The sequence below is a fragment of the Sulfitobacter sp. PM12 genome (assembly GCF_045586035.1).
GTDB lineage: Bacteria > Pseudomonadota > Alphaproteobacteria > Rhodobacterales > Rhodobacteraceae > Sulfitobacter > Sulfitobacter pontiacus.
The window spans coordinates 250,561-263,386 of sequence record NZ_CP151529.1 but is presented as its reverse complement, the minus strand read 5'-3'; the positions used below and the strand labels follow the sequence as shown (position 1 = coordinate 263,386).

Sequence of the window (12,826 nt, the reverse complement as noted above, 5' to 3'; positions counted from 1 at the left end):
TTAGGTCGCTGGAAGGTCGGGAAAATGGAAAAACAAATAAGGGGTGGAGGAGGCCAAAGCGGCCTCCTCCGAATGGTTCAGGCGATTATTGCGCCAACCATGCCTGGAACTTCGCGTCGATGTCGTCGCGGTAGTCAGCCCAGAACTCGTAGTTGTAGAGGAACGTGTTCTTTGCGTTGGCCGGGTCGGTTGGCATGTGTGGTGCCATGTCGATTCCCAGTTCTGCGTGCTTGCCAACCATAGGAGCGGAGGACAAACGGGCAGGGCCGTAGCTGATGTACTGCGATTGATCCGCCAGACGCTGGGTGTCTGTCGCGAATTTCACGAAGTCTTTGACGCGCGCCAGACGGTCGTCAGGCAGACCTGCTGGGATGATCCAACCGTCAAGGTCGAACACCTGTGCGTCCCACAGCATTGCAACGGGCTGGTCTTGCTCTTCGATAACGCTGAACAGACGGCCGTTGTAGGTGGAACCCATGACGACTTCACCATCGGCCAGCAGCTGTGGCGTGTCGGCACCGGCGGACCACCAGATCACGTCGTCCTTGATGGTGTCGAGCTTGGCCAGAGCCTGTTCCTGACCTTCTGGAGTTGCCAGAACGTCATAGACTTCGTCCTTTGCAACGCCGTCACAGAGCAGCGCCCATTCCATGTTGTTGATGGGGCGCTTTTCAAGCGCGCGCTTGCCTGGGTAGGCTTCGGTGTCGAAGACGTCGCAGATTTTGGTTGGAGGCGTGTCGCCAACCATGTCTGTGCGATACCCGAATGTGGTCGAATACACGATTTGCGGGATAAAGCAGTCGCTGACCAGCAGGTCGCCAAAGTCGTCTTCAGCGGATGTCCCGTCGGGGGCTTCTGCCAGCATTTCGTCCGCGTCGATTTCCATCGCCAGACCTTCGTCGCACAGGCGGATGGCGTCAGCGGCAACCACGTCGACCAGATCCCAGGTCACGTTGCCGGCTTCGTTCATCGCGCGCAGTTTTGCCACGGCTTCGTTGGAGCTTTCATCCCAAACAGCAGAGAGTTCAGGGTGCATTTCCAGATAGGGCTGCAGATACGCTTTGTCTTGGCTGGCTTGGTAAGCGCCACCCCAGGAAACAAGCGTCATCTCTTTGGCCATGTCCGCATGCGCATCGGCGAATGCCAATGTGCCAGCGCCAATGATCGCGGAGGATGCGAGTAGCGTTGTCGTAAACTTCATTAGATAGTCTCCCATTATATGCCCGTTAGGGTCTTGAGGGTGTGATATCGGGCTTAACCACAGCCTCGTGCGACGCCGTCGAACGTTGGACGGCCGGCCGCGTCCTGACGCTTATGCGTCGAGGGCGCGGCAATCCTCTGCCAACCAGCCAATCTCGATCTGCTGGCCTGGCTTCAAACGTACCTGATCGGGTGCGTTTCGTGTCTTGATGATAAAGTTGTCGGTCCCGGCAACCCGCAGGCGGGTGCGGAAGATGTCGCCCATATAGACGAATTCAAGCACTTCGGCTTTCAGGGTATGTGCCCCTTCCTGCATCCGGTCCTTGTTGAATTCGACGCGTTCGGGGCGGATCGATACGCGGGTGCGTTCGCCGGCGCGGGTCACGTTGATCGGCTTTGCCTCGATCAGGCCGCCGCCGTCCAGCTGCACAAGGCAAGTGCCGCCCTTGATCTCGGTCACAACGCCTTCAAGAGTGTTATTCTCGCCGATGAACTGCGCAACAAAGCTGTTTTCGGGCTCTTCATACAGCAGATCGGGCGGGGCCAACTGTTGGATGCGCCCGTTTTCAAACACGGCCACGCGGTCGGACATCGTCAGCGCTTCGGTCTGGTCGTGGGTCACGTAGACCACGGTGATGCCCAGTTCATGCGCCAGATGCGTGATTTCAAACTGCAATGTTTCGCGCAGCTGTTTGTCCAACGCCCCCAGCGGTTCGTCCATCAACACCAGTTCAGGTTCGAAGACCAAAGCACGGGCCAAGGCAACACGTTGCTGCTGACCGCCGGAAAGCTGTGCCGGACGGCGGCCGCCGAAGTCGCCCATCTGAACACGGTCCAGCGCGATCTTTACTTTCTCTTCACGCTCGGACTTGCCGATCTTGCGCACCTCGAGCGGGAAGGCGAGGTTTTCGGCAACGGTCATATGCGGGAAAAGCGCGTAGTTCTGGAACACCATGCCAATGCCGCGTTTGTGCGGCGGGATGTTGTTGATCGATTTACCATCAAGCCGGATGTCGCCATGCGTGGCCGTTTCGAAACCCGCCAGCATCATCAGGCAGGTGGTCTTGCCGGACCCCGATGGCCCGAGCATTGTCAGAAACTCGCCTTTCGGCATCGACAGGTTGAGGTCTTTTACGACGAGATTTTCGCCGTCATAGCTTTTCTGCACGCGTTCAAATTCTACGAACGCATTCGTTGCTGAAGTATCTGCCAAAGCTGGCTCCCCGTTTATTGTGACGTTCAAGCGCCCTTGTTGACAGGAAGTTAAAACTGGCTGGTTTCCGCTTTGCAACCAATTAACGACACTTTTGGGCAGAAAGCGTCAATTGCGGGAAGATCGACGGTTATTTGACAAGAAACAGTTATTTTGCCTGCGGAATTACTGTGCAGCCTGCTTGAAATAAGGGGAATTCGTTAATATCTGCCATAGGTTAAGCCTCAGCGGCTCGCCCCGAACCCGGCGATTTTGAGCGCTGGTCAGCCTCTGCCGATGTCGCAAACAGACAAGTCCTTGCAGGGCTTCCAGCGGCGGGACGGGCGACCTTTGCGCCTCGTCCCGAATGTATGTCACGCCTTAGCCGAGCGGCGATTCAGCGTCTTGCGCGTGGTCTTCGGCTGCCTTGAGCAGGCCGCCTTCTTTGACCGCGGTATAGGTTTCATCCAGCGCTTTGGTGGCGCGCGTCATGAATACTTTGATCTCTTCGGGGGTGATCACCAGCGGTGGCGAGATGATCATCCGGTCGCCGACGTGGCGCATCACCAGATTATTCGCAAAGCAGCGTTCACGACACATATAACCGACGGTTCCTGCATCGCCTGCGAACTTTGACCGCGTTTCCTTGCGCGGGGACAGCGGCAGCGACGCCATAAGACCCGCGACGTTGACGGTGCCGACCAAAGGATGCTCTGCCAGTTTGGCCAGCCCTTCCTTCAGGGCGGGGGCGGCAACATTGTTCACGTGATCCAGAATGTTTTCGTCCTGCATAATCCGCAGGTTTTCCAGTGCCACAGCCGAGCAGACGGGGTGCCCCGAATAGGTATAGCCGTGATTGAACTCCCCAGACCCGATGGTCTGCGCGATCTCGTCACAAACGATGGACCCGCCAATCGGCTGGTAGCCAGAGCTTAGGCCCTTGGCGATGGTCATGATATGCGGCTTGATCCCCATCGTCTCGGAGCCGAACCAGCTGCCTGTGCGGCCAAAACCACAGATCACCTCGTCCGCGATGATCAATACATTGTACTTGTCACAAATACGCTGGATTTCGGGCCAGTAGGTGCTTGGCGGCACGATAACCCCGCCCGCGCCCTGAATGGGTTCACCGATGAACGCCGCGACATTATCTGCCCCAAGCTCAAGAATCTTGGCCTCAAGCTCTTGCGCGCGGGCAAGGCCGAAGGCCTCGGGCGTGAGGTCGCCGCCTTCCACCCACCAGTCGGGCTGGTTGATGTGGTGAATACCGGGGATCGGCATGCCGCCCTGTTCGTGCATATAGCTCATGCCACCAAGAGAGCCGGACCCCATCGACGACCCGTGATAGGCATTCTTGCGGCTGATGATGTGGGATTTCTCTGGCTTCCCTTTCATGGCCCAATAGGTGCGCACCATCCGGATGTTGGTGTCATTCGCTTCGGACCCCGACCCGGCAAAGAACACATGGTTCAGATCGCCGGGGGCCAGTGACGCGATCTCTTTTGCAAGGGCGATGGCGGGCACGTGCGAGGTCATGAAGAAAGTGTTGTAGTAGTTCAGCTCGAGCATCTGGCGCGCGGCGACGTCGGCCATTTCCTGACGGCCATAACCGATGTTGACGCACCAAAGACCCGCCATCCCGTCAAGGATCTCGTTCCCCTCGCTGTCGGTCAGGTAGACGCCCTTGGCACGGGTGATAATCCGCGCGCCCTTCTCGGCAAGTTCGTCATTGGTGGTGAACGGGTGCATGTGATGCGCGGCGTCAAGTGCTTGCAGCTCGGCGGTGGGCATGTGGTTGGTAATATGGGCCATAAAGAACACCTCTGGGAATGGGGAGGGAAGATTGGGCTCAGAATATGATCAAATTATGCAGAGTCAATCGAATCGCTCTGCTGTGGTGACGATAAACGGCTATCAGCCGATCAGATTTTAATCAAAGAGAGGCGCGAATCTGGACCATGCCCTGAGAAACATCCTCTGCCATGGCCTGCGCAGCCTTTGCCGCATCGCCTTCGCGAAAAGCCGCCAGCAAGTCGGCATGTTTATCTGGCAGGTTCGACGTGCCAAACCGACCGCAGACCACGCGCAGCGACGGGCCGAACATCAGCCATAAACGGTCGACGGTCGCGGCCAGAATAGGGGCCTCGGCACAGGTGTTGACGATGGTGTGAAAGCGGTAGTTCTGGGTCAGGTATTCGCCGATATCCCCACGATCAATCGCGTGGTTCAGCGCGTCGTCCACCTGTGTAAGTTCGCTTAAAACAGTCTCTGACATGCGGCTTGTGGCACGTTGAGCAAGCTCTGCTTCAAGGGTTTTTCGCATGAATTCCAGCTCGTTAACCCCTTCGAGGCCCAGCACAGGGACCGATACGCGGCGATTGCCCTGATGCACCAGCGCGCCTTCGGCGATCAAACGGCGCAGCGCTTCGCGCACCGGGGTCATGCCCGCATCAAGGGTTTCTGCAAGGCCTTGAATGGTGACCGCCTGACCGGGGGCAAGATCGCCGAACAGGATCAGCTTGCGCACGCGTTCATAGACATGCTGATGGGCCGGCACCTTGGCCGGGCTTTCCAAAGGCTTTTGCGACGCAAGGTCAGCGGAGTTTACGTTCATCAAATTTGCCTAAATTGTACTCAACCACATTTTGAACCACGGCATGCACCTGCGTAAAATTATAAATGATCTTGTCGCATGACGCAAAACTTGATCAAATTGACGAAAGGTTCGGATCAACTGAGCCTACACAACGGGAGATGACAATGAAATATAGCTTGCTCAGTTCAATCGCAGCAACGGCATTGATCGCCACCAGCGCCTTGGGTGAAGAGGTGCGGGTCTATAACTGGTCCGACTACATCGACGAAGACCTGTTGCAGAAATTTGAAAAAGAAACCGGCATTGATCTGATCTATGACGTTTTTGACAGTAACGAAGTGCTTGAAACCAAGATGCTTGCAGGCGGGTCCGGCTATGACGTGGTTGTCCCGACCGGTACCTTCCTTGAACGCCAGATCACGGCGGGGGTTTTCCAGAAGCTCGACAAAGACAAGCTGCCGAACATCACCAACATGTGGGATGTGATCGAGGACCGCGTATCGAAATACGACCCCGGTAACGAATATGCCGTTAACTATATGTGGGGCACCACCGGGCTTGGCGTGAACATGACCAAGGTTAAGGAAGTGCTGGGCGAAGATGCCCCTGTTGATTCGCTTGACCTCGTATTCAAGCCCGAGAATATGGAAAAGCTGGCCGAATGTGGCGTGCATTTCCTTGACGCTCCGACAGAAATGATCCCCGCGGCGCTGAAGTTTCTGGGCGAAGATCCTCAATCCCAGGACCCCGACGTGATCGCGAAGGCAGAGCCTGTTCTGACGGCGGTTGCCCCCCACGTTCAAAAATTCCACAGCTCGGAGTATATTAACGCACTGGCCAACGGTGATATCTGCGTTGCCTTCGGTTGGTCGGGTGACATCCTGCAATCGCGTGACCGCGCCGCCGAGGCGGATAACGGTGTCGAAATCGCCTACTACGCGCCAAAGGAAGGGGCGCTGATGTGGTTCGACAATATGGCTATTCCAGCGGATGCGCCAAACCCGGATGGGGCGCATAAGTTCTTGAATTTCATGATGAAACCAGAGAATATGGCCGCCGCGTCGAACTACGTTTACTATGCGAACGGCAACAAGGCGAGCCAAGAGTTCCTTGCCGAAGACGTGATCGGGGACACAGCGATTTACCCAGACGAAGCCACGCTGGAAAACCTGTATACCATTTCTTCATATTCACCCAAGGTACAGCGTGTCATCACGCGTATGTGGACGAAGATCAAATCTGGTATCTAAAATCGCATCGGGTCAAAGCCTTACCGGTTTTGACCCGATCTACCGGACCCTTCCACCCGGAGGGGTAAACGCTGTGCAAAGGATAGATCAAAGTGAGCCAACCCGTTTTCGCCCCGTGGGATGACCCGAACGAAAAGCCGCTTATCCGCTTCGAGAATGTGACAAAGCGTTTTGGCGATTTCGTTGCGATCGATGATCTGTCTTTGAGTATTTATGAAAGCGAGTTCTTTGCACTGCTGGGGCCTTCGGGCTGCGGTAAAACAACGATGATGCGCATGCTTGCCGGGTTTGAAAACCCAAGCGCGGGCAAGATCGAATTGGCGGGTAAGAATATCGCGGGCATCCCGCCGAACAAGCGGGCGGTTAACATGATGTTCCAGTCCTATGCCCTGTTCCCACATCTGTCTGTCTGGGAGAATATCGCCTTTGGGTTGAAACGAGGGGATATGTCCAAGGCAGATATCGCCGCACGCGTTGAAGAGATGCTCAAACTGACGCGCCTTACCAAATTTGCCAAACGCAAACCCCACCAAATCTCGGGGGGGCAACGTCAACGGGTCGCGCTTGCGCGGTCCCTCGCCAAAGCGCCGAAGCTTTTGCTACTGGACGAACCGCTTGGCGCGCTGGACAAAAAGCTGCGTCAGGACACCCAGTTTGAACTGATGGATATCCAGGAAAGCACGGGGACCACCTTTGTGATCGTTACCCACGACCAAGAGGAAGCGATGACCGTCGCAAGCCGCGTGGCTGTGATGGACGAGGGGCAGATCATCCAGGTCGCGACGCCAGGAGGTATCTACGAAGCACCTAATTCCGTCTACGTCGCAGACTTCATCGGTGACGTGAACATTATCTCTGGCACGGTGAAGCCCGCAGGCGAGAATATGTACCACCTTGATTGGGTCGCGAATGAGGCCCCCTTGCTTGCGGCATCAGAACGCCCCTTTAGCGATGGGCAGGAAGCTCATCTTGCGATCCGACCGGAGAAGATCGCCATTTCTACCGAGAAGCCGACAGAAATGAAGAACGCAGTTCAGGGCACCGTTCTGGACATCGCATATCTTGGCAATCTCAGCACCTACCATGTCCAGCTGGCCGGTGGTCAAGTGATCAAGGCGCAGACCGCAAACACGCGTCGGCTGTCGCGCCGCACGATCACGTGGGAGGATAAGGTCTGGATTTCATGGAGCGCCACCGCCGGCGTCCTGTTGGAGCGATGAATATGCGTCGCTTTTTCCTTATCGCGGTGCCCTATGCCTGGTTGCTCGCGCTGTTTCTCATTCCTTTCATCATTGTTTTTAAAATTTCTCTCTCTGATCTGGCTTTGTCGATTCCTCCATACTCCCCGACGGCAAAGGACGGGATCTGGGCGATGTTCGCGGCATTCGATCTGGAAAACTTTACCTTTCTTGCGTCGGACGATCTCTACTGGAAGGCTTACCTAAGCAGTTTGAAGATTGCGTTAATATCTACAGTTTTAGCGGTTTTGGTGGGCTACCCCATCGCCTACGGCATGGCCCGCGCGCCCGAGGAATGGCGTCCAACCCTCATGATGCTGGTGATCTTGCCCTTTTGGACCAGCTTCCTGATCCGCGTTTACGCATGGGTCGGTATTCTGAGTAATGAGGGGCTTTTGAATCAATTCCTGCTGTGGTTGGGCATCATCGATACGCCTTTGACGATCATGAACACGACGACCGCGGTCTATATAGGAATTGTTTACACTTATCTGCCATTCATGATTCTACCGATCTATGCCGCGCTGGATCGGTTGGACGAATCCTTGATCGAGGCCGCCGAAGATCTGGGATGTTCACGGTTAAAGGCATTCTGGCTGGTCACGATACCTTTGTCTCGCAACGGGATCATTGCAGGGTGTTTCCTGGTCTTTATCCCCGCGCTGGGCGAATTCGTTATCCCGTCTTTGTTGGGGGGTTCAGGGACGTTGATGATCGGCAAGGTCTTGTTCGAGGAGTTCTTTAACAACCGCGACTGGCCCGTCGCGAGCGCGGTGGCGGTGATCCTGCTGCTGATACTGATCGTTCCAATCGTTCTGTTCCAACGCAACCAGCAACGTCAGGCCGAGGTGGAGTCATGAGACGCGCAAGCTGGTTCAATATTACGTCGCTCACCCTCGGGTTCGCTTTTCTTTATCTGCCGATGATCCTGCTGGTCATCTACAGTTTTAACAGTTCGAAACTGGTGACAGTGTGGGCCGGCTTCTCGACCAAATGGTATGGCGAGCTGCTTCAGAATGAGGCATTTCTGAATGCTGCTATGGTAACGCTGAAGGTCGCGGTGGCATCCTCTACGCTGGCAACGGTGTTGGGGACGATGGCGGCATACATTCTTGTGCGCGGGGGGCGGTTTGCTGGGCGTACGCTCTTCTCGGGTATGATCTACGCGCCGCTGGTCATGCCGGAGGTGATTACCGGCCTGTCGCTGTTGCTTCTGTTTATCGGGATCGGGCTGGACCGGGGGACGCTGACCATCGTGCTGGCACACACGACCTTTTCGATGTGCTATGTCTCAGTGGTCGTGTCATCGCGGCTGGTGACTTTTGATCGGTCGCTGGAGGAAGCGGCGCTGGACCTTGGGTGTTCGCCTTTCGACGCCTTCCGTTTGGTGACTTTGCCGATCATTGCGCCGGCTGTCATCTCGGGGTGGCTGTTGGCGTTCACGCTCTCGCTGGACGACCTTGTTATCGCTTCGTTTACCACGGGCCCGTCCTCCACAACCCTGCCGATCAAGATCTGGAGCGCGGTGCGTCTTGGCGTCTCGCCCGAGATTAACGCATTATCCACCATCATGATCGGTATCGTGACTTTCGGGGTTATCACGGCGTCACTGATATCGAAGCGCAAGGCGATCAAGGCGCAACGCGATGTGCAGGCGGCGGAACGCGCCGTGGCATGAAAGAGCGGCGGCATGAAACGAATATTTAACGATTTCGCCTATACAGATGCGCCTAGGGAAAATTGTTGGTGGGATCAAACCTGCGCCGCTACCGACAGGTCTGCGTTGGAAGGTGACGTATCCTGTGACGTGGCGATTGTAGGGGGCGGCTTTACCGGGCTCTCTGCCGCGTTGCGCCTTGCGGAGGCTAGATATTCTGCGGTCGTGCTGGAAAACCGATACGTCGGCTGGGGCGCGTCGGGCCGCAACGGGGGCTTTTGCTGCCTTGGGGGCGGGCGGCTCAGCGATGCCGCGCTGGACAAGCTTTCAGGGCGCGAGGATCGGTTGCGCTTTCGCGCGGCTGAGCTGGCGGCGATCAACTTTGTTGACGCGTTGATCACGCGGCATGGGATCGACGTTGACCGCTACTCTGACGGGGAGATCGAGCTGGCGCATCGGCCCAAGGATATGGACGATTTTCGCACGCGCGCCCGCGAGGTGCGAGAAAACTACGGGCTGGAGGCGCGGCTTATTGATCCCGCGGATTTCACGGCGCATGGGCTTTCGGGGCCGTTCCACGGTGCGCTGCATATTCCGGCGGGCTTTGCGCTGAACCCGCGGAAATACGTGACCGGCCTTGCTGCAGCGGCGGAAAAGGCGGGTGCGGTGATTTACCATGATACGCCTGCGCTTGAGGTGCGGCAGGCGGCGCAGGGTCACGACGTTCGAACGCCCAACGGCAGGGTGCGTGCACAAAAAGTGATTGTCGCCACGAACGGGTATTCGTCGGAAGATTTGGTGCCGGGGCTGTCTGCGCGCTATATGCCCACGCAGTCGACGGTCCTTGTGACCCGCCCCCTGACCGAGCCAGAGCTTGATGCCGCAGGTTGGAAGAGCGATTATATGTCCGCAGATACGCGCAATTTGCTACATTATTTCAGGCTGATGCCGGACCGCCGGATGTTGTTCGGCATGCGCGGCGGTTTGGTGACGGGCAAAGCGGCAGAGGCGCGCGCCATTGCCCGTGTGCGCCGCGATTTCGAAAAGTTTTTCCCGGCATGGAAAGACGTTGAGACACCCTACCAATGGTCAGGTATGGTATGTCTGTCGCGCGCGCAAATGCCCTTTGTCGGCAAGCTCCCTGACCCCGGTGCTGTCTATGCAAGTCTTTGTTATCATGGGAATGGTGTTGCAATGGGCAGCTATTCGGGCGGGCTGGTCGCGGATCTGGTGATGGGCAAACCCATCGACCGGCCCTACCCTCAGGTCATGCAAAAACCGCTGCGAAAGTTCGAACTGGGGCGCTTGCGTCGGCTTCTGATGCCATTTGCCTATCTTGGTTTTGCGCTGTCAGATCACTAGATGTGGGTGCACCGGCTGGCTTGGCTTGCTGACTGTCAAATTGATTTAGGATAAAGTTTCATGAAGATTGCGATGATTGGCACCGGCTATGTCGGTTTGGTCTCGGGTGTTTGTTTCTCGGATTTCGGACATGAAGTTGTCTGTGTCGACAAAGACCCGTCTAAAATCGAGAAGTTGGAAAAGGGCATCGTCCCGATCTACGAACCCGGACTTGATGACTTGATGGCCAAGAACGTTGCAGCGGGGCGTCTGTCTTTCACCGGTGACCTTGCCAGTGCAGTGGATGGTGCGGATGCCGTGTTTATCGCGGTTGGGACACCGACCCGCCGCGGGGATGGCCATGCGGATCTGACCTATGTCATGGCCGCCGCAGAAGAGATCGCCTCTGTCCTGACGGGGTATGCGGTGATCGTCACCAAATCGACTGTGCCCGTGGGCACCAACCGTCAGGTTAAACAGGTCGTCGCCAAAGCCAATCCCAAGGCCGAATTCGACGTTGCCTCGAACCCGGAATTCCTGCGTGAAGGGGCCGCGATTGACGACTTTATGCGCCCCGACCGCGTGGTTGTAGGAACGCAGAATGAACGCGCCGAACAGGTGATGAAGGACATCTACCGCCCGCTCTCGCTGCGCGAGTTTTCGATCATGTCGACGGATCTGGAAAGCGCAGAGATGATCAAATACGCCGCCAACGCGTTTTTGGCGACCAAGATTACCTTTATCAATGAAATCGCGGCCCTGTGTGAACGCACTGGCGCAGATGTGAAAATGGTGTCGAAAGGCATGGGGCTGGATAACCGGATCGGGTCCAAGTTCCTGCACGCGGGCCCGGGCTACGGCGGTAGCTGCTTCCCGAAAGACACGCAGGCCTTGGCGCGGATGGGGCAGGATCATTCGGTGCCTATGCAGTTGACCGAAACCGTGATCAAGGTGAACGACGAGGTCAAACGCCGGATGATCGACAAGGTGGTCGACATCTGTGGCGGGTCGGTAAACGGCAAGACCATCGCTGTGTTGGGGGTAACGTTCAAGCCCAACACCGACGATATGCGCGACTCTCCCAGCTTGACGATTGTGCCATCGCTGGTGGGCAACGGGGCCAAGGTGCGTGTGGTTGATCCGCAGGGCAAACGCGAGGGCGAAGCCTTGCTGCCGGGCGTGTCGTGGCTGGAGGATGCCTATAAGGCCGCGCAAAATGCGGATGCGCTGGTCATTCTGACGGAGTGGAATGAATTCCGCGCGCTGGACCTCAAGCGGATGGCCAAGCGCATGGCGACCCCTGCGATGGCAGATCTTCGGAATATCTATAGCCCCAAAGATGCCAAACGCGCCGGTTTCTCGGCCTATGTCTCTATCGGGCGCGAAGGGTTCGGGGCTTAACCTGCACCACAGGCCCGCGCTTGGAACAGGGCGGGCCGACAGCGTGATCAGCTGCGGTGGGTTTCGCCACGTGCTTTGGCTAGCGTCATCTGCCGCTGGCGCTCACGGAACCGCGCCTTATCCGCGTCAGAGGTTTCATTGACGCACTGCGGGCAGCTAACGCCGGCCTCGTATCCGGGCTTTGCGGTATCTTCGGGCAGGATCGGGCGACGGCAGCCGTGGCACAGCATATGCGGCCCTTCTTTCAACCCGTGACCAACGCTGACGCGGTTATCAAAGACAAAGCAATCGCCTTTCCAGCTGCTTTGCTCTTCGGGGACCTCTTCAAGGTACTTGAGGATGCCCCCCTTAAGGTGGAACACGTCCTCCACCCCTTGGCCGATCAGGTAGTTCGTCGATTTCTCACACCGGATACCGCCGGTGCAGAACATCGCGATTTTCTTGTTGTGGAACCGGTCCTTATTCGCCTCCCACCAGGCGGGGAATTCGCCAAAGCTCTGGGTTTCCGGGTCGATGGCCCCGTCGAATGTGCCGATCGCGACCTCATAGTCATTGCGCGTGTCGATCACGGCAACATCGTCGCGGCCGATCAGATCGTTCCAGTCGGCGGGATCGACGTAATGCCCGACCTTGGCCAGCGGATCGACATCGGGCTGACCCATGGTCACGATCTCGCGCTTCAGGCGGACCTTCATCTTGCCGAAGGGCGGCGTCGTGGCGGTGCTTTCCTTCCACTCAAGATCGGTGCAGCCGGGCAGGGCACGGATATGCGCGATGACCGCGTCGATCCCCGCACGGGGGCCGGCGATGGTGCCGTTGATGCCTTCGGCGGCGACAAGCAGCGTGCCTTTGACGTCATGTTGCGCACAAAGCGCAATCAACGGCGGGCGCAGGGCGTCAGGCGCGTCAAAACGGCTGAAATGATAGAGGGCGGCAATGGTATACATGCGC

General features: G+C 57.2%; 11 protein-coding genes. 6 read left to right on the top strand and 5 right to left on the bottom strand.

All coding sequences use genetic code 11. The features are described from left to right. Window positions 1-85 precede the first annotated feature (85 nt). The 4 genes from AADW22_RS01225 to AADW22_RS01210 form a co-directional block, all read right to left on the bottom strand. Entirely contained in the window at window positions 86-1,201 is a 1,116-nt protein-coding gene (locus AADW22_RS01225) for an extracellular solute-binding protein (protein WP_009825599.1), read from the bottom strand. 111 nt (window positions 1,202-1,312) lie between these two features. After that, entirely contained in the window at window positions 1,313-2,413 is a 1,101-nt protein-coding gene (locus AADW22_RS01220) for an ABC transporter ATP-binding protein (protein ID WP_005850522.1), read from the bottom strand. Between the two features lie 360 nt (window positions 2,414-2,773). Next, window positions 2,774-4,204, bottom strand: a complete 1,431-nt coding sequence (locus AADW22_RS01215; RefSeq protein ID WP_037954007.1) for an aspartate aminotransferase family protein — start codon at window positions 4,202-4,204, stop codon at window positions 2,774-2,776. 121 nt (window positions 4,205-4,325) lie between these two features. Beyond that, window positions 4,326-5,006, bottom strand: coding sequence for a GntR family transcriptional regulator (locus tag AADW22_RS01210; protein WP_348001291.1), 681 nt, complete (start codon window positions 5,004-5,006; stop codon window positions 4,326-4,328). A 146-nt stretch (window positions 5,007-5,152) separates the two neighbouring features. Between AADW22_RS01210 and AADW22_RS01205 the strand changes: the two genes are divergently transcribed. The 6 genes from AADW22_RS01205 to AADW22_RS01180 all read left to right on the top strand — a co-directional run bounded on the left by AADW22_RS01205 (window position 5,153) and on the right by AADW22_RS01180 (window position 11,875). Further along, window positions 5,153-6,238, top strand: coding sequence for a polyamine ABC transporter substrate-binding protein (locus AADW22_RS01205; protein ID WP_407474085.1), 1,086 nt, complete (start codon window positions 5,153-5,155; stop codon window positions 6,236-6,238). 92 nt (window positions 6,239-6,330) lie between these two features. Further along, window positions 6,331-7,458 carry an ABC transporter ATP-binding protein gene (locus tag AADW22_RS01200; RefSeq protein WP_064217298.1) on the top strand — a complete coding sequence of 376 codons (1,128 nt, stop codon included), beginning with the start codon at window positions 6,331-6,333 and terminating at the stop codon, window positions 7,456-7,458. A 2-nt stretch (window positions 7,459-7,460) separates the two neighbouring features. Beyond that, window positions 7,461-8,336, top strand: coding sequence for an ABC transporter permease subunit (locus AADW22_RS01195; protein WP_407474565.1), 876 nt, complete (start codon window positions 7,461-7,463; stop codon window positions 8,334-8,336). After that, on the top strand, window positions 8,333-9,154 hold the full coding sequence (locus AADW22_RS01190) for an ABC transporter permease (RefSeq protein ID WP_009825592.1): 822 nt from the start codon (window positions 8,333-8,335) through the stop codon (window positions 9,152-9,154). Before AADW22_RS01195 ends, AADW22_RS01190 begins: the two co-directional genes overlap by 4 nt. A 12-nt stretch (window positions 9,155-9,166) precedes the next feature. Continuing rightward, complete coding sequence (locus AADW22_RS01185) at window positions 9,167-10,495, top strand: NAD(P)/FAD-dependent oxidoreductase (protein ID WP_407474084.1); 1,329 nt, start codon at window positions 9,167-9,169, stop codon at window positions 10,493-10,495. Between the two features lie 60 nt (window positions 10,496-10,555). Continuing rightward, on the top strand, window positions 10,556-11,875 hold the full coding sequence (locus AADW22_RS01180) for a UDP-glucose/GDP-mannose dehydrogenase family protein (RefSeq protein WP_009825590.1): 1,320 nt from the start codon (window positions 10,556-10,558) through the stop codon (window positions 11,873-11,875). Window positions 11,876-11,922: 47 nt separating this feature from the next. Here the strand turns inward: AADW22_RS01180 and AADW22_RS01175 are convergent, their stop codons facing one another. Further along, on the bottom strand, window positions 11,923-12,822 hold the full coding sequence (locus AADW22_RS01175) for a rhodanese-related sulfurtransferase (protein WP_317937388.1): 900 nt from the start codon (window positions 12,820-12,822) through the stop codon (window positions 11,923-11,925). Window positions 12,823-12,826 lie beyond the last annotated feature (4 nt).

What these genes read in the sequence shown, in the direction of transcription:
- AADW22_RS01225 (WP_009825599.1), bottom strand. Translation starts at nt 1,201, where the DNA reads ATGAAGTTTACGACAACGCTACTCGCATCCTCCGCGATCATTGGCGCT.
- AADW22_RS01215 (WP_037954007.1), bottom strand. Translation starts at nt 4,204, where the DNA reads ATGGCCCATATTACCAACCACATGCCCACCGCCGAGCTGCAAGCACTT.
- AADW22_RS01210 (WP_348001291.1), bottom strand. Translation starts at nt 5,006, where the DNA reads ATGAACGTAAACTCCGCTGACCTTGCGTCGCAAAAGCCTTTGGAAAGC.
- AADW22_RS01205 (WP_407474085.1), top strand. Translation starts at nt 5,153, where the DNA reads ATGAAATATAGCTTGCTCAGTTCAATCGCAGCAACGGCATTGATCGCC.
- AADW22_RS01195 (WP_407474565.1), top strand. Translation starts at nt 7,461, where the DNA reads ATGCGTCGCTTTTTCCTTATCGCGGTGCCCTATGCCTGGTTGCTCGCG.
- AADW22_RS01190 (WP_009825592.1), top strand. Translation starts at nt 8,333, where the DNA reads ATGAGACGCGCAAGCTGGTTCAATATTACGTCGCTCACCCTCGGGTTC.
- AADW22_RS01185 (WP_407474084.1), top strand. Translation starts at nt 9,167, where the DNA reads ATGAAACGAATATTTAACGATTTCGCCTATACAGATGCGCCTAGGGAA.
- AADW22_RS01180 (WP_009825590.1), top strand. Translation starts at nt 10,556, where the DNA reads ATGAAGATTGCGATGATTGGCACCGGCTATGTCGGTTTGGTCTCGGGT.
- AADW22_RS01175 (WP_317937388.1), bottom strand. Translation starts at nt 12,822, where the DNA reads ATGTATACCATTGCCGCCCTCTATCATTTCAGCCGTTTTGACGCGCCT.